The organism is Thioalkalivibrio sp. ALRh, from assembly GCF_000381425.1.
In the GTDB taxonomy this organism is placed as follows: domain Bacteria; phylum Pseudomonadota; class Gammaproteobacteria; order Ectothiorhodospirales; family Ectothiorhodospiraceae; genus Thioalkalivibrio.
The window spans coordinates 101205-118673 of sequence record NZ_KB906521.1 but is presented as its reverse complement, the minus strand read 5'-3'; the positions used below and the strand labels follow the sequence as shown (position 1 = coordinate 118673).

Below are 17469 nucleotides of genomic sequence, written 5' to 3'. Positions count from 1 at the left end.
CAGCAAAACCGTCAGCGATGGGCTTGGCGGTACACGCTGTCACTGAGCCCGGAAAACGCCTTCCAGCGCGCCGACTATCGTCATTCCGCCCCTTAGAGCCCCCAACCAATACGCCTCGCCCTTCGGGCCGTCACCTGCGGTGACGTTCGGGTACCGCTGCGCCTCACCCGTCGAACCATCATTTTCGATATCTCGGGTTCGAATCCCGATACCGCGGGGGCCAGCTGTGCGAAAGGGGCCACTTGGGGCCCCTTTCTGGATCTGGCGAAGAGTGAGGATTACTCGGCGCGACGCGCGCCTCGCCCTTCGGGCCGTCGCCTGCGGCGACGTTCGGGTGCCGCTACGCGTCACCCGTCGAACCATCATTTTCGATATCTCGGGTTCGAATCCCGATACCTCGGGGGCCAGACGTGCGAAAGGGGCCACTCGGGCCCCTTTCTGGATCTGGCGGAGAGTGAGGGATTCGAACCCTCGATGGGCTTTTGACCCATACTCCCTTAGCAGGGGAGCGCCTTCGACCACTCGGCCAACTCTCCGGAATGCGCGGCACAGGATACGGACTTGTGCCCATAAAGAAAAGGCCCGGCGGCCACTGGGGCCGCCGGGCCTGGCAACCTCTGTCAGTCGTCGCGCGAGGAAGCGGCCACGCTCCCCCCCGGGGCGGACCCACCGCCGGACGAACCCTGATCGTCGCCCGCTACGTTGGATTCGCGCTGGATGCGCTGGAAAATCTCCTCGCGGTGGACAGCAACGTCCTGAGGCGCGTTGATCCCGATACGAACCTGATTGCCCTTGACCCCCAGGACGGTGACGGAAACGTCCTCGCCGATCATGAGGGTCTCGCCCACACGTCGAGTCAAAATGAGCATGCTCTTCTCCGCAGTGCCTGTGTCGGACGCAGTCGGTCGTCCGGTAACCGTTTTACGGTCTGTCATCCTTAACCGTCCTCCTGTTGACCGACAGGTTCCTGCTCAAGTTCAAAGGCATCGTGCAGAGCGCGTACTGCAAGTTCGAGGTACTTCTCATCCACGACCACCGAGATCTTGATCTCGGAGGTCGAAATCATCCGAATGTTGATCGTCTCACGCGAGAGCGCCTCAAACATCTTGCTGGCAATCCCCGCGTGCGAGCGCATACCGACGCCGACCACCGAGATCTTCACGATGTGGGTGTCCCCGGAGACCTCACGCGCACTCAGCGCCCTGCAGGCATCCTGCAGAATCGCCAGCGCCTTGTCGTAGTCGTTGCGATGAACCGTAAAGGTGAAGTCGGTGGTCTGATCCGCGCCCACGTTCTGCACGATCATGTCCACCTCGATGTTGGCGTCCGCGATCGGGCCGAGGATGCGATGCGCGACCCCCGGTTGATCGGGGACGCCCTGAACCGTCAGCTGGGCCTCGTTCTGATTGAACGCGATACCCGCAACCAGCGCCTGTTCCACCTGCGCATCCTCCTCCGTGGTAATCAGGGTCCCCGGTCCTTCCTCGAACGAGGACAGCACTCTGAGAGGGACGTTGTACTTGCCCGCAAATTCCACCGCGCGGATCTGCAGCACCTTGGACCCGAGGCTCGCCATCTCCAGCATCTCCTCGAAGGTGATGCTGTGCAGGCGTCGCGCATTCGGCACCAGGCGCGGGTCGGTGGTGTACACACCATCGACATCCGTATAAATCCGGCACTCGTCGGCCTTCAGCGCGGCCGCGAGCGCGACCGCCGTGGTATCCGATCCGCCGCGGCCCAGCGTGGTGATCGCGCCGTGCTCGTCCACGCCCTGGAAACCGGCCACAACGACGATACGGCCGGCCTCCAGATCCGCGCGCACACGGGCATCGTCAATACTGCGGATACGCGCCTTGTTATGCGCGCTGTCGGTGCGAATCGTGACCTGGGCGCCGGTATAGGATCGCGCCGGGCAACCATGCGCCTCCAGCGCCATCGACAGGAGGGCAATCGTCACCTGCTCGCCGGTGGATAGGAGTACATCCAGCTCGCGGCCATCGGCCCGCGGGTTCAGCGCATGCGCGAGCCCCAGCAGACGATCCGTCTCGCCACTCATCGCGGAGACGACGATCACCACCTGGTGGCCCTCCTCGCGCAGCTTCAGCGCCCGCTCCGCGACCGCCTGGATGCGCTCGGTGGTGCCCACCGAGGTGCCCCCGAATTTCAGTACCAGCAACGCCATTGCACGATTCCATTCACCGCCACCCGGAAAGGCGGCGCATTAAACATCATTCAGTTCTTCATTGCGAGAACCCACGGGCACGCGCGTAAAGCGCCCCGAGGGTGGCGGACAGACATCCCCGCGGCGCTGGCCCCGCGGTGACGGATGGTCTTCAGGCGCGCTCGCGTACCCAGTCGGCGACCGAGGCCAGCGCGGCCTCCAGCTTGTCCGGGCTCTGGCCGCCGGCCATCGCCATGTCCGGACGGCCACCGCCCTTGCCGTCCACCTGCGCGGCGACGTGACCGACCAGATCGCCGGCCTTGAACTGGCCGGTCTCGGCCTTGGTGACACCCGCCACCAGGCTGACCTTGCCCTCGCCGGTCGCGGTACCCAGGACCACAACCGCCTTACCGAGTTTCTGCTTGAGCTGATCGACCATGTCGCGCAGGGCCTTGGGCTCCACGCCCTCGACCTTCGCGGCCAGCACCTGCACGCCGCCGACCTCCTGCGCCTGCGAGGCCAGATCGCTGCCGGCCTGGCTGGCCAGCTTGCCCTTGAGCTGATCGATCTGTTTTTCCAGTTCGCGCGAACGCTCCTGTAGCTGGGCGACCTTGTCGGCCGCCTCGCCGCGCCCGGCGCGCAGGCGATCGGCGATCGCATCCAGGTACCCCAGCTGCCGGTCGACCCAGCGCAGCGCCACCTCACCGGCCACCGCCTCGATGCGGCGGATACCGGCGGCCACCCCGCCTTCGGAGGTGATGCGGAACAGGCCGATGTCGCCCGTGCGGTGCACATGCGTCCCGCCGCACAGCTCCACGGAGGTGCCGATCTTCAGCACCCGCACGCGGTCGCCGTACTTCTCGCCGAACAGCGCGACCGCGCCGGACTCCATCGCCGACTCGATGTCCATCACGCGGGTATCGGTGGCCTCGTTGGCCAGAATCTCGGCGTTCACCTGGGCCTCAATGGAGCGCAGCTGCTCGTCGGTCAGCGGCTCCATGTGGGTGAAGTCGAAGCGCAGCCGATCGGGGTCCACCAGCGAGCCCTTCTGCTGGACGTGGTCGCCCAGCTGGTCGCGCAAGGCCTTGTGCAGCAGGTGGGTCGCCGAGTGATGGCGGCGGATGTTCTCGCGACGCGGGCCTTCGACTGCGGCCTGCAGCGTCTGGCCGACCTCCAGCGTGCCGGCACGCACCTGGCCCACGTGGATATGTGCCGCGCCCTGCTTGCGGGTGTCGGCGACCTGGAAGCGCACGCCGGAGCCACTGAGCGTGCCGACATCGCCCACCTGGCCGCCGGACTCGCCGTAGAACGGCGTGCGGTCCAGTACCACCAGGCCTTCGGCGCCGACCTCGAGTCGTTCGACCGGCTCGCCGTTCTGGTACAGCGCGACCACGCGACCCTCGTCGTCGACGGTCTCGTAGCCGGAGAATGTGGTTTCGACGTCGACTTGCGGCAGGCCGCCGTCGTCCATGGAGAAGTGACTGGCCGCGCGGGCGCGGGCGCGCTGATCCGCCATCGCGGACTCGAAGCCCGCCATGTCCAGCTCCAGACCGCGCTCGCGGGCGATGTCACCGGTCAGGTCCACCGGGAAGCCGTAGGTGTCATACAGCAGGAAGATGGTCTCGCCCGGGATCACCGTGCCCTTCAGGTCACGCAGATCGTCTTCCAGGATCTTCATGCCCTTGTCGAGCGTCTCCAGGAACTTGCGCTCTTCCTTCTCCAGCACCTGCTCGACCCGGGCCTGTGCCTCTGCCAGCTCCGGGAAGGCCTCGCCCATCGCGCGCACCAAATCGCCGACCATCTGGTAGAGGAAGGCGTCCTGCGCGCCCATCTTGAACCCGTGGCGTGCGGCGCGGCGGATGATGCGGCGCAACACGTAGCCGCGGCCCTCGTTCGACGGCAGCACGCCGTCGGTGATCAGGAAGGCGATAGAACGGATGTGGTCGGCGATCACGCGCAGCGAGGCGGAGTCCTGCTCCTTTGCCCCGGTCACTCGCGCGGCGGCCGCGATCAGGTCCTGGAACAGGTCGATCTCGTAGTTGGAGTGCACGCCCTGCAGCACCGCGGCCAAGCGCTCGAGGCCCATGCCGGTATCCACCGACGGGCGCGGCAGCGGGTTCAGCGTGCCGTCCGCGTCGCGGTCGTACTGCATGAACACGAGGTTCCAGATCTCGATATAGCGGTCGCCGTCCTCGTCCGGGGAACCGGGCGGGCCGCCCTCGACCTCCGGGCCGTGGTCATAGAAGACCTCGGTGCAGGGGCCACAGGGGCCGGTGTCGCCCATCTGCCAGAAGTTGTCGGAACCGCCGCCTGGCTTGTCGCCGATGCGCACGATGCGCTCGGCTGGAACCTGGATCTCGTTCGCCCAGACGTTGTAGGCGTCGTCGTCGGTCTCGTAGACCGTGACCCACAGCTTTTCCGGCGGCAGACCGATGGTCTCGGTCAGAAACTGCCAGGCGTAGTGGATGGCATCGCGCTTGAAGTAGTCGCCGAAGCTGAAGTTGCCCAGCATCTCGAAGAAGGTGTGATGCCGCGCGGTATAGCCGACGTTTTCCAGATCGTTGTGCTTGCCGCCGGCGCGCACGCAGCGCTGGCTGGACACCGCGCGGTTGTACGAACGCTTCTCGCGGCCGAGGAACACATCCTTGAACTGCACCATCCCCGCGTTGGTGAACAGCAGCGTGGGATCGTTGCCCGGTACCAGTGGGCTGGAAGACACGATCGTATGACCATGCCCTTCAAAGAATTCGAGGAAACTCCGGCGAATGTCGGCGCTTTTCATGCGGTTCCGATTGAATATGGGGTCAAAACCGGAATCCTATCACGCAAGCCCCCAACCCGCGTATTGCCGCCCCCGCCTTCGGGCCATGTTGCCTATCATCACCAGGCTCCGAAGAGGGTGTGGCAATCGGCTGGGCCTGGCCAGAATCGGGATCAGGTGGTTCCGTAGAGCGATTGCTTCGCTGCGCTCGCAATGACGGGACAATGACGACGTCATTGCGAGGAGCAACGCGACGAAGCAATCGGCATCCACGGCCACCTGATCCAAGCGCCGAGTGACCCACCAACGACTGCCACGGTCCCTCCAACGCCTCGCAATGACGCACCATGATCGCGGTCATTGCGAGGAGCCCGGCGACGAAGCAATCGGCAAGTACCTCCCCAGCCGCGTTCAACCCACAATGTCGTCGAACAAATCCCGCCACCCGGGATTCACCTGCTCGATCAGCGCAACCTTCCTGCGCCGCGGACCCGCCTTCAACTGCTTTTCGCGTTCGATCGCGGATTCCATCTCCACGCATTGCTCGAACCAGACGAGCCGATGCAGACCGTAGCGGCTGGTGAACCCGGATACCTCTCCCGAACGATGCTGCCAGACCCGCTGCACAAGGTTACTGGTCACACCCACTTAGAGGGTCCCGTCACGACGGTTGCTCATCATGTAGACACAGGGTTGTTTCATCGCTCCCTCCGTGGGCGACTGCACATTGGTACTCAGCGGCCGAGAATCCTTTCGGCCATTCACCACCGGTGACACTCGCGTGTCCTCGATACCAGCACGTCATTGCGATGGCCTGAAGGGGCAGTGGCAACCGCTGGTGGATCACTCGGCGTCTGGGCCGGGTGGTTCTGGACACAGATTGCTTCGTCGCAGGGCTCCTCGCAATGACGGGTTTGGAGGAACGTCATTGCGAGGAGCAACGCGACGAAGCAATCGGTCAGGAACCACCAGCGTCGTCTTTCCAGGCGGCGAGGGCCTGGTGGGCGACACCGCCGGGGAAACCGCGCCCGGCGAGGTGGCGCAGGTAGCGGGCCTCGTCCTCGCGGGTCTCGGGGGGGTGGCGGAAGTGGCGTTCGAGCTGGCCGCGGGCCTGGTCGGTCCAGTCGACCTCCAGGGCGTCGATGGCGGCACTGACGGTCTCGCTGCCGATGCCGTTATGGGCGAGTTCGGCACGGATGCGCTGCTCGCCGTAACCCTGCTCGGTGCGGTGGCGGGCGATGAAGTCCGCGTAGCGGGTGTCGCTCAGGTAATCGAGCTCGCGCGCACGCTCAAGAGCGGCATCCACCGCGTCGCGCTCGAACCCGCGCTCGGCCAGCTTGCGCGCGAGCTCCAGCGCGGAGTGCTCGCGCCGCACCAGCAGCCGGAGCCCGGCCTCCAGTGCGGCGTCCGGATCAGCCGGGTCAGCCCTGCTCCTCGACCGGGGCATCGACCGGCTCGTCCTCCACCGCAGCCTTGTTTCGCTTCGGCAGCAGGCGTTCGCGCAGGGTCTTTTCGACTTCCTCGGCGATGTGCGGGTTGTCCTTCAGGTACTGGCGGGCGTTTTCCTTGCCCTGACCAATCCGCTCGCCGTTGTAGCTGTACCAGGCGCCGGCCTTGTCGATCAGGCCTTCCTTCACGCCCATCTCGATGATCTCGCCGACCCGCGAGATGCCCTCGCCGTAGAGGATCTCGAAGTAGGCCTCGCGGAACGGGGGTGCCATCTTGTTCTTGACGACCTTCACGCGGGTCTCGTTGCCGATCACCTCGTCGCCCTTCTTGATCGCGCCGATGCGGCGGATATCCATGCGCACGGAGGAGTAGAACTTGAGCGCGTTGCCGCCGGTGGTGGTCTCGGGGCTGCCGAACATCACGCCGATCTTCATGCGGATCTGGTTGATGAAGATCACCAGGGTGTTCGACCGCTTGATGTTGGCGGTCAGCTTGCGCAGCGCCTGCGACATCAGGCGTGCCTGCAGGCCGACGTGGGAGTCGCCCATCTCGCCCTCGATCTCCGCCTTGGGCGTCAGCGCGGCCACGGAGTCGACGATCACCACATCCACCGCGCCGGAGCGCACCAGCATGTCGGCGATCTCCAGCGCCTGCTCGCCAGTATCCGGCTGCGAGACCAGCAGGTCGTCGACGTTCACGCCCAGCTTCTCGGCGTAGGTCGGGTCCAGCGCGTGCTCGGCGTCCACGAACGCGGCGGTGCCGCCCAGCTTCTGCGCCTCGGCCACCACCTGCAGGGTCAGGGTCGTCTTGCCCGAGGACTCCGGGCCATAGATCTCGACCACGCGCCCGCGCGGGACGCCGCCAATCCCGAGCGCGATATCCAGCGCCAGGGAGCCCGTGGACACGGCCGGCACATCCACCGCCTGCTGATCGCCCATGCGCATCACCGCGCCCTTGCCGAATTGGCGTTCGATCTGCCCCAGTGCGGCGGTCAGGGCCTTCTTGCGATTCTCGTCCACGGTATGCCTCCCGATACTTGCAGCGATGGTTTCCGATCCGTTGCGGGGCGGATACGGGGCCGCAGTATCCCACAGGGCGGGGAGCGACCCAACCCGGGTTCACGGCTCGAAGGGAATCACCGGGGCGCCATGCCCCGGGGGATGGTCGCGGGGTCAGGCCGCCTCGTGCGCCAGCAACGCACTGAGCGCGTGCAGCATCGCCTGCAGGCGTACATCGTGGCGCTCGCCATCGAAATGGAGGGTCTCGACGCGCGCGTCCCGCCCGCGCTCCTGCCAGCCGAAGCAGACCGTACCCACCGGCTTGTCCGCGCTGCCGCCACCGGGCCCGGCGATGCCGGTCACCGACAGCGCCAGGTCGGCATCGCAGTGGGCAAGCCCGCCCTCGACCATCGCGCGCGCCACGGCCTCGCTGACCGCGCCATGCTGCTCGATCAGTTCGGCCGGCACCCCGACCATCCGCGTCTTGGCCGCGTTGGAGTACGCCACCCAGCCGCACTCGAACCAGCCCGAGCTGCCCGGGACATCGGTAATCGCCTGGGCAATCCCGCCGCCGGTACAGGACTCGATGGTGCACAGCTTGCGTTCGCTGGCGAGCAGCCGCTCGCCCAGGTCGTAGACCAGCGCCGAGAGCCCGGCCAGATCAGCCTCGCGCGGGCTTGCAATCAGAGTCGATTCCGCTTCCATGTCCGGATCATCCCTCGCTGTCAAAGGCTATGGCCACACGCCAGATCACCCGCTCTTCGCCCAGGGGCTCGCTGCGCACCACCTGGCCGGCCCGCTCCAGGGAGGGCAGTCGCCCGTCCGGGCTGTTGACCGCGATGCTCACACGCTCGCCCGCCTGCGGTGCATGCGGCCAGCGAAAGGCACAGCCGCTGGCCGAAAGGTCCTCCAGCCGCACCTCGTCCGCCGCACCAGTCGCCATCCAGGTCACTCGTGCGGGGGTGTCGACCTGCATGCGCCGGAAGCCCCGGCGGTCATCTTCTCCCAGCATGCGCATCCTCCATGACTCCACCCGAGTGTGGCACATCACGTCTCGTGATGGTGCACCTGCCACACGGGCCCGCGCATCCGTATACTGCGCGGCAGGGAAACACTGATTAATGTACACGCTCGCGTTGGTACCCCAGGTTTTCCGAGACAAGGCGCGTCGTGCAGCGGGTAGTGGTTCTACCCGCAAGCGGCGCAACGCAGAATCGGGGAACCTGGGGTGCCAACCCCAAGGGGCTCGGCCGCTTTTGCGTGGGAACGGCGTTGCGGTTCCCTTGTGCAGAATGACTGCACGACAGTCACCGCGCCTTGTTCGCACGCAAAAGCGACTCGAGCGCGAACGTGTACATTAATCAGTGTTTCCCCAAGCCCGGATCGACCGCAGCCGAACCGATGAGCACCGCCGAGCCCCTCTCCGCCCATGCCCCGATGATGCAGCAGTACCTGGCCATCAAGGCCGAGTACCCGGATACGTTGCTGCTCTACCGCATGGGGGATTTCTACGAGCTGTTCTACGACGACGCCGAGCGCGCCGCGGGGCTGCTCGACATTACCCTGACCCGGCGCGGCGAATCAGCCGGGGCGCCCATCCCGATGGCCGGGATCCCCGTGCACACGCTGGAGAGCTACCTGGCCCGCCTGCTGAAGATGGGCGAGAGCGTGGCGATCTGCGAGCAGACCGGTGCGGTGGGCGCGCAAAAGGGCCCGGTCAAGCGCGAAGTCGTGCGCATCGTGACTCCGGGCACGGTTACCGAGGAGGCCCTGCTGGATGCCCGCCAGGTGAACCGCCTGGTCGCCGTCTGCCCGGCCGCCTCCGCCGCCGTAAAGGGCCGCAAGACCGGCTACGGCATCGCCAGCCTGGAGTTCGCCAGCGGCCAGTTCCGCGTACTGGAGGTCGGCGACGAAACCGAGCTGGCCGCCGAACTGGCGCGGCTCGACCCGGTGGAGCTGCTGATGCCGGATCAGGCGGGCGCGATCCCGGGCACCGAGTCCTTCGCCCCCCAGCGCCACGCCGACTGGCATTTCGACGCCGTGTCCGCCCATCGCCTGCTGATCACCCATTTCGGCACCCGCGACCTGTCCGGCTTTGGCTGCGAGGGGCTGGCCCTGGGCATCGCTGCCGCCGGGGCCCTGCTCGCCTACGTGCAGAACCGCCATCGCGGCGATCTCGCCCACATCACCAGCCTGGCGCACGAGCAGCGCAGCCAGATGCTGGTGTTGGACCCGGCCACCCGCCGCAATCTGGAACTCACGCGCACCCTGACGGGCGAACGCCGCGGCTCCCTGCTCGCCCTGCTGGACACGACCCAGTCCGCGATGGGCGCCCGCCGCCTGATGCAGTGGCTGCACCAGCCGCTGCGCGAGCGCGCGATCATCCGCGAGCGCCAGACCGCGATCACCGCCCTGCTGGAGCAGGAGGCCGTCACCCCGATCCGCGACGCCCTGGCCGGCAGCGCCGACAGCGAGCGCATCCTCTCGCGCATCGTGCTGGGCAGCGCGCGCCCGCGCGACCTGACCGCCCTGCTCGCCAGCCTGGAGCGCCTGCCGGCCCTGCACACCGCCCTGGCGCCGCTGGCCGATGCCGCCGAGCGCCTGTCCGCGCTGCATGCCGCGCTCGCGCCGGAGGATGAGCTGACCGCGCGGCTCGCCGCGGCCCTGGTGGAGGAACCACCGCTGCGGGTGACCGACGGCGGCATGATCCGCGCGGGCTACGACCCCGAGCTGGATCGCCTGCGCGCGCTGGAAAGCGACGGCGACACCTTCCTGCGCGAGATCGAGGCCCGCGAGCGCGAGGCCACCGGCATCCCCACGCTGAAGGTCGCCTACAATCGCGTGCACGGGTACTACATCGAGGTCTCGCGCAGCCGCTCGGCCGAGCTCCCCGGCCGCTTCATGCGCCGCCAGACGCTGAAGAACACCGAGCGCTATACCACCGAGGAGCTCAAGCGCTTCGAGGACGAGATCCTCTCCGCCCGCGAACAGGCCATGCTCCGCGAGCGCGCGCTGTTTGACGACCTGATCGCCGACCTGCAGGCGCGTGCGCCGCGTCTGCGTACGATCGCGGACGCCGTGGCCGAACTGGACGTGCTCGCCTGCCTGGCCGAGCGTGCGGCCCGCCTCGACTGGCACTGCCCGGAGCTGGTCGGCGAACCCGGCATCCAGATCGAGCAGGGCCGGCATCCGGTGGTCGAGTCCGGGCTCGACACCCCGTTCGTCGCCAACGACACCGAGCTGGACCCGGAGACGCGGCGGCTGCTGGTGATCACCGGCCCCAACATGGGCGGCAAGTCCACCTACATGCGCCAGACGGCGCTGATCGTGCTGCTCGCCTGCATGGGCAGCTTCGTGCCGGCCGCGCGTGCGCAGATCGGCCCCGTGGACCGCATCTTCACCCGCATCGGCGCCTCCGACGACCTGACCTCCGGACGCTCGACCTTCATGGTGGAGATGACCGAGGCCGCGAACATCCTGCACAACGCGGGCCCCGAGAGCCTGGTGCTGATGGACGAGATCGGCCGCGGCACCAGCACCTTCGACGGGCTGGCGCTCGCCCTGGCCTGCGCCGAGCGCCTGACGCGCCACAACCGCGCGCTGACCCTGTTCGCCACGCATTACTTCGAACTGACCGCGCTGGCCGAGCGCGAGCCGGCCGTGGCCAACGTGCACACGGACGCCATGGAGCACGAACACAGCATCGTGTTCCTGCACCAGGTCCGCGAGGGCCCGGCGAATCAGAGTTACGGGTTGCAGGTCGCGCAGCTGGCCGGCGTCCCGGCCGACGTACTCAAGCTCGCGCGGGAACACCTGCGCGAACTGGAGGATCGGGCGGCCGCGACGGACTCGCCGCAACTGGGGCTGTTCGCCGCCGCCCCGGACACCGCGACCGCGGCCCCCGAGTCGGTTGCCGAAGACTGGCCCTCGGAAGAACGAGCCCTGAAGGCCCTGTTCGACACCCTGGAGCCGGACGAGATGAGCCCGCGCGAGGCCCTGGACGCCCTCTACCGCATGAAGGATGCCCTGCGCGATCGGCAATAGGCGTCCTGGCGGTCAGTCTTCCGAATCGGCCGGAACGATGATTTGTTCCTCGGCCTCCGCCTCGGCGACATCCGGATCGCCGTCCTCCAGCACATCATGCGGAATGGCGGCGCTATCCCAGCCACCGCCCAGGGCGCGGAACAGTGTCGCGGTGGCCGCCAGGCGATCGCGCGAGGCCTCGGTCAGCGTCAGGCGCGCATCCAGCAGGGCCCGCCGCGCATCCAGCACCTCCAGATACCCCACGAACCCGCCCAGATAGCGGCGCTCCGCGAGATCCAGGACCTCGACCCGCGCCCCGACCTCGCGCTGGCGCACCTCCACCCGTTCGTGCGCTGCATTCAGCACGCTCCAGGTGTTGGCGACCTCCTCCAGGGCCTCCTGAATCGCCGCGCGGTATTCCAGCTCGGCGATATCGCGCTCGGCCTCCACGCCTTCAATGGTGGCGCGCCGACGGCCGAAATCGAGAATCGGCACCGTGGACTCCGCCAGGAACTCCCAGAAGAACGAATCACTGGAGGAAAACTGACTGACCCGGCTGACCTCCTGCCCGAACAGCGCGGCCAGGTTCAGGCTGGGCAGCCATTCCGCGCGGGCCACACCGATATCGGCATTGGCCGCAATCAAGCTGGCTTCCGCCGCGCGGATATCCGGCCGGCGGATCATCAGGTCCGACGGCACCGAGTGCGGAAGCCCGGAGATCGTATCCGGCAGATCCTCCAGACCCTCGTCACCGAGCCCTTCCAGGCCCTCGACCACGGCCTCGGTATCCCCCACCAGGACTGCCAGCGCCCGGCGCTGCTGTGCGGCATCGGCGCGCAGGTCGGGCAGGCCCGCGCGGCTGGTCTCCAGCTCGGCCTGAGCCTGGCGCACGGTCAGATCCGTCGTGGCACCGCTCTCGAGGCGCGAGCGCTCCAGCTCCAGGGCCTCGATCTGGGACAGGATCGTCGCCTCGGTGGTCTCGATCTGCTCCTGCGTGGCGCGATAATCGAAATAGGTGCTGACCACATCGCTCACGACCGCCAAACGGGTGGCATCACGGGTAAACGCGGTGTTCAGCAGCTGCGCGCGGGCCGCTTCTTCCGAACGCGACAGCCGGCCCCAGAGATCGACCTCGTAGCTTAGCAGGGCCCCAATCGTCATCTCGGTCTCCGGGTCGGCATCCCCCGCGGGGTAGTCGCGCTCGACCGACGCCATGCCTTCCAGTTGGGGAAACTGCTCGGCACGGCTCAGGCCCAGCACCGCGCGTGCCTGTACCACCCGCGCCGCGGCGATCTCGGCATCCACGTTGTTCTCCAGCGCCTCGCGCACCAGACGATCCAGCAGCGGGTCCTCGAACATCTCCCACCAGAACTCGGCATCGGCGTAGTCGGCATCCATCTGGTCACCGATCTCCTCCGGCCACTCGTCCGGGAGCGTGACCTCCGGGCGCTCGTAATCCGGCCCGACTGCACAGCCCGCCAGCAGCGCGGCCGCAGAAACCCCCAACAACGTCCTACGCATGCGTTCCGGCCTCCTTCGAGTCGTCCGTGTCGCGCGGGCGCTTGTGCAGGCGCTCCAGGCCACTGGAAATGACGAAATAGAACAGGGGTACGAACAGCAGCGCGAGGAAGGTCGCGCTCAGCATGCCGCCGATGATGCCGATACCGATCGCGTGCTGGCTGTTCGCCCCCGCCCCGGAGGCCAGCGCCAGCGGCACCGCGCCAAGGATGAACGACATCGCCGTCATCATGATCGGCCGGAAACGCAGCCGGGCCGCCTCCACCGAGGCATCGAACAGGCTCAGTCCCTCTTCGCGCTTGTTCTGCGCAAACTCGACGATCAGGATCGCGTTCTTGGCCGCCAGCGAGATCAGCACCAGCAGGCCGATCTGGAAGTAGATCCCGTTCTCCTGCCCGGTCAGCCAGATCGCCACCAGGGCCCCGAAGACCGCAAAGGGCACGGCCATCAAGACCGCCAGCGGCAGGCTCCACCGCTCGTACTGTGCGGCAAGGATCAACACCACGAAGACCACGCCCAGCACGAAGGCCAGCACCGAGGTCCCGGCCGCCTGCTGCTCCAGATATTCCGCGCCAGTCCAGCTCAGCAGGTAGTCGTCCGACAGGGTCTCGTCGACCACCTCCTCCAGCGCCTGTATCGCATCGCCCGAGCTGTAGCCGGGTCCCGGATCGCCCATGATCCGCGCGGCCGGGAACACGTTGAAGCGCTCCACCTCGTCCGGCCCCTGTACCCGCTCGACCGACACCAGGCTGGACAGCGGCACCAGGTCGCCGGCATCCGAGCGCACAAAGATGCGGTCCAGGTCATCCGGGCTGCGGCGATAATCGGCCTCGGCCTGCATCTGCACCTGCATCACCCGGCCGAACAGCGAGAAGTCGTTGATGTAGACCGCACCAAAGGTGCTCTGCATCGCATCGAACACGTCTCCGAGTGGCACTCCGGCCGCAAAGGCGCGTTCGCGATCCACATCGGCGTCGTAACGAGGCACCTCGACATTAAGCGAGGTACGCACATCCGCCAGCTCCGGGCGCTCCGCGGCTGCCTCAATGATCTCTTCGGCCCGCGCCCGCATGGTCTCCGAGTCATCCCCGACCCGGCTTTGCAGGTAGGCCTCGAATCCGCCGGTAGTGGAGATCCCGGAAATCGGCGGCGGATTGAACGCGCGGATCGTCGCCTCCGGCTGGCGCTCGCCATCGGCGACCAGACGGTCGATCACCGCATCGCTGCTCTGATCATCGCCGCGACGCTCGGACCAGTCATTGAGCGTCACATAGGCCGCACCGGCATAGGTCTTCATGCCGTCCGACAGCAGGTCCATCCCGGAGAAGGCCACGACATCCGCGGTGTCGTCGTACTCCAGTGCCTCCTCGCCCAGGCGATCCATCACGCCACGGGTACGCTGCAGCGAGGCCGCAGCGGGCAGTTCGGCGGCCGCGAACACATAGCCCTGGTCCTCCTGCGGCACCAGCCCGCCAGGCACGATCCGGAACAGCACCACGATCGCCACCAGCAGCAGCGCGAACAGCCCCATGCCCACAAAATTGCGTCTCAGCAGGAAGCGCACCCCCACCATGTAGGCGGCGGTGAAGCGGTCGAACGCGCTGTTGAACCAGCGAAACGGAAAGGCCGGGCGGCGTGGCTTATCGGACAACAGCCGCGCGCACATCGCCGGGCTCAAGGTCAGCGCGACGATCCCCGAGATCCCCACCGACACGGCGATGGTGATCGCGAACTGCTGATACATCTGCCCGCTGAATCCACCAATAAAGGCCACCGGCACGAACACGGCGATGGTGACCAGTGTCATCGCGATAATCGGCGTGGCCACCTCGTCCACGGTCTGGTAGGCCGCATCGACGGCCTTCATCCCCTGCTCGCGCATCAGCCGCTCGGTGTTCTCGAGCACAATGATCGCGTTGTCCACCACAATCCCGATCGCCAGCACCAGCCCGAACAGCGTCAGCATGTTCGCGGAGAAGCCGAGCACGTACATCCCGGCCAGCGTCCCGATCAGCGACACCGGTACCGCGATAATCGGGACGGCCGTGGCCCGGAACGTCTGCAGGAACAGATACACCACCGCGACCACCAGGATCAGCGCCTGCACCAGGGTCAGCAGTACGCGCTGCACCGACTGATCGATGAAGATCGTGGTATCGAACGGGATCGAGTATTCCAGCGAGTCCGGGAAACGTGGCTCCAGCTCCTCCAGGATCTCGCGCACCCCGCGCGCCGTCTCCAGCGCGTTGGCGCCGGGCTCCAGGTAGATCCCCACCGGCACCGTGGACTGGCCGTTGTGCTTGGCCTCGAAGTTGTAGAAGTGCGCGCCCAGCTCCACGCGCGCCACATCCCCTAGCCGCAACGCGGAGCCGTCCGGTGCGCTGCGCAGGATCACCTGCTCGAACTCCTCCTCCTCGGAGAACCGTTCGGGGGTCGTCACCGCGTAGGTAAAGTCGATCGCGTTGTCCATCGGCTCGGCCCCGAACTGGCCGGCCGCGTACTGCTCGTTCTGCTCCTGGATCGCGGAACGGATGTCACTGGCGGTCAGGTCGTACTCCGCCATCTGGTCCGGCTGCAGCCAGATCCGCATCGAATAGATCTGCGCGCCAAAGAAGGTCTGGTCGCCAACCCCCGGCGCGCGACGCAGCTCCGCATAGACGTTGCGCCAGACGTAGTCACTGATAAAACGGTTGTCGAGGCTGCCGTCGGACGAGGTGAACGTGATCATCTGCAGCATCGACGGGGCACGTTTCTCCACCGCGATCCCGGCGCCGGTCACCGTCTCCGGCAGGCGCCCCATCGCGCCCTCGACTTCGTTACTGACGTTGATCGCGGCGATATCAGGGTCGGTCCCCACCTCGAAGGTGACGATCAGCTCCATGTCGCCATCATCGGTGGACTTCGAGCGCATGTACGCCATGTTGTCCACGCCATCGACCGTCGCCTCGATCGGGGCGGCCACCGTCTCCGCCACCGCCTCGGCGCTCGCGCCCGGATAACTGGCGGTCACGATCACCTTCGGCGGCAGGATGTCCGGATACTGATCCACCGGCAGCAGCAGGGCCGAAGACAGCCCGGCCAGCACGAACAGGATCGAGATGACCGAGGCCAGTACCGGCCGGCCGATGAAGAAGCGCAGCATTAGTCGGACGCCTCGTCGGCGTCAGAATCATCCAGACCCGGCTCGGCGCCATTGCCCAGCCCATCCAGGATGTCCTCGACCGCATCGGCCTCGGTCTCCGGATCCATCACCTCATCCAGCAGATCCGGCGCCACCTCCGGCAGCACGCCCGGCGACACGGGTTCTTCCGTCTCGCGCGGGGCGTCCCGGGGATCGATCCGTTCGCCCTCCTCGACGCCCTCAACGCCCCGGACCACAATCCGGTCGCCATCGCTCAACCCGGCGGTGACCAGAAAGTCCTCGTCGAGGTCCATGCCAATCTGGATCGGCCGCACATGCGGGATGTCATCGGCGTCGACGACATACACCGCGGCCCCGTCAGAGCCCTCGATGACCGCGGCATGCGGCACGCGCATGCCATGCCCCGCCATCAGCCCGCTCAGGGTCACGCGCACGAACTGCCCCGGCAGCAACTGGACCTCGCGGTTGGGGAACAGCGCGCGTACCTCGACCATGCCCGTGGCCTCGTCCACCGCGGCCTCGGTCACGTCGATCTGCCCCTGATGCGGGTACAACGAGCCATCCGGCAGGGTCAGCACTACGGTCAGGCCAACGCCGGAACGGATCTGCGGGCCATAGGCCGTCAGATGGCCCTCGGGGATCGCGAAGTCGGTACGGATGGGGTCGAGTTGGGTCACGGTGGTCAGCAGGTCACCCGCCTGCAACAGGCTGCCTTCCGGGCGCTCCTCCAGCCCCGCAACCCCTTCCAGCGGCGCCGTCACGGAGGTGTAGTCGAGATCCAGCTGGGCCTCCGCCAGCGCCGCCTCGGCCTCCGCGACCGCGGCGTCACCCAGCTCCAGTTGCGAGCGGGCCTCATCGCGCTCACGGCCACTGGCGGCGTTGTCCTCGTACAGGTCCAGCACGCGCTCCCACTCGCGCTCGGCCTGGCGCTTCTCGGCCTCGGCGCGTTCAAGGCTGGCCTGCGCGCTGCGCACCTGGACGGCATAGGGCGAGGGGTCGATGCGGAACAGCTCGGTACCGCGCTCCACCATCTCGCCCTCTTCGTAGCGCCGGCTCTCCAGCACGCCCGCGACCCGCGCGCGCACCTCCACCTCGCGCGGGCTGCGGGTGCGCGCCGTATAGGTTCGGGAGATCGAGACCAGTTCGCTCTCCATCTCCCGTACCGGCACCTCGACCGCCTCGGGTTCAGCATCGTCTTCGTCGTCGGATTCCGCCGCGCAACCGGGCAGGACAAGGGCCAGCAAAAGGGCCAGTAGAGGAATGCTCAGGGCCGAAAGGGGGGCGGCCAGTCGCAGGTGGTGCATGAATGCTTCTCCCGCTGATCCGGGCGCGCCCGGAGTCCACCCCCGTCAGGGGCGCAAAACTGTGATTTCCGTCACGCCAAAAAGTCGCAGTCGTCGAAAATATGGGCCGGCAT

The 17469-nt window shown here is 67.1% G+C and carries 12 protein-coding genes and 1 tRNA gene; 1 reads left to right on the top strand and 12 read right to left on the bottom strand.

Annotated features, from left to right (window positions below; translation table 11 throughout):
• Positions 1-445 precede the first annotated feature (445 nt).
• From F791_RS0109370 to F791_RS0109330, 9 genes are all read right to left on the bottom strand, one after another.
• A tRNA-Ser gene (locus F791_RS0109370) sits at positions 446-536 on the bottom strand.
• Between the two features lie 84 nt (positions 537-620).
• Complete coding sequence (gene csrA / locus F791_RS0109365) at positions 621-869, bottom strand: carbon storage regulator CsrA (protein WP_012982990.1); 249 nt, start codon at positions 867-869, stop codon at positions 621-623.
• Between the two features lie 68 nt (positions 870-937).
• The gene (locus F791_RS0109360; protein ID WP_018138521.1) at positions 938-2182 is read right to left on the bottom strand and encodes an aspartate kinase; all 1245 of its coding nucleotides are present in this window, start codon (positions 2180-2182) and stop codon (positions 938-940) included.
• 151 nt (positions 2183-2333) lie between these two features.
• Entirely contained in the window at positions 2334-4943 is a 2610-nt protein-coding gene (gene alaS / locus F791_RS0109355) for an alanine--tRNA ligase (protein WP_018994154.1), read from the bottom strand.
• A gap of 390 nt (positions 4944-5333) precedes the next feature.
• Entirely contained in the window at positions 5334-5570 is a 237-nt protein-coding gene (locus F791_RS0109350) for a GIY-YIG nuclease family protein (protein ID WP_018994155.1), read from the bottom strand.
• 310 nt (positions 5571-5880) lie between these two features.
• Positions 5881-6369: a regulatory protein RecX gene (locus F791_RS0109345; RefSeq protein ID WP_018994156.1), complete on the bottom strand. Its 489-nt coding sequence runs from the start codon at positions 6367-6369 to the stop codon at positions 5881-5883.
• On the bottom strand, positions 6344-7390 hold the full coding sequence (gene recA, locus F791_RS0109340; RefSeq protein ID WP_018138517.1) for a recombinase RecA: 1047 nt from the start codon (positions 7388-7390) through the stop codon (positions 6344-6346). Before recA ends, F791_RS0109345 begins: the two co-directional genes overlap by 26 nt.
• Before the next feature lie 153 nt (positions 7391-7543).
• Positions 7544-8074, bottom strand: coding sequence for a CinA family protein (locus F791_RS0109335; RefSeq protein ID WP_018138516.1), 531 nt, complete (start codon positions 8072-8074; stop codon positions 7544-7546).
• 7 nt (positions 8075-8081) lie between these two features.
• Positions 8082-8381, bottom strand: a complete 300-nt coding sequence (locus tag F791_RS0109330; RefSeq protein WP_018138515.1) for a PilZ domain-containing protein — start codon at positions 8379-8381, stop codon at positions 8082-8084.
• A 389-nt stretch (positions 8382-8770) separates the two neighbouring features.
• Here F791_RS0109330 and mutS point away from each other — a divergent pair, with 389 nt between their 5' ends.
• On the top strand, positions 8771-11413 hold the full coding sequence (gene mutS / locus F791_RS0109325; protein ID WP_019592478.1) for a DNA mismatch repair protein MutS: 2643 nt from the start codon (positions 8771-8773) through the stop codon (positions 11411-11413).
• Between the two features lie 12 nt (positions 11414-11425).
• Here mutS and F791_RS0109320 read toward each other — a convergent pair whose 3' ends face one another.
• From F791_RS0109320 to F791_RS0109310, 3 genes are read right to left on the bottom strand one after another with little or no spacing between them, the layout of a single operon-like run.
• Complete coding sequence (locus tag F791_RS0109320; RefSeq protein ID WP_018138513.1) at positions 11426-12898, bottom strand: efflux transporter outer membrane subunit; 1473 nt, start codon at positions 12896-12898, stop codon at positions 11426-11428.
• 7 nt (positions 12899-12905) lie between these two features.
• Positions 12906-16052, bottom strand: a complete 3147-nt coding sequence (locus F791_RS0109315; protein ID WP_018994159.1) for an efflux RND transporter permease subunit — start codon at positions 16050-16052, stop codon at positions 12906-12908.
• Positions 16052-17356: an efflux RND transporter periplasmic adaptor subunit gene (locus tag F791_RS0109310; protein WP_018174008.1), complete on the bottom strand. Its 1305-nt coding sequence runs from the start codon at positions 17354-17356 to the stop codon at positions 16052-16054. The genes F791_RS0109315 and F791_RS0109310 overlap by 1 nt, the downstream gene beginning before the upstream one ends.
• Between the last annotated feature and the right edge of the window lie 113 nt (positions 17357-17469).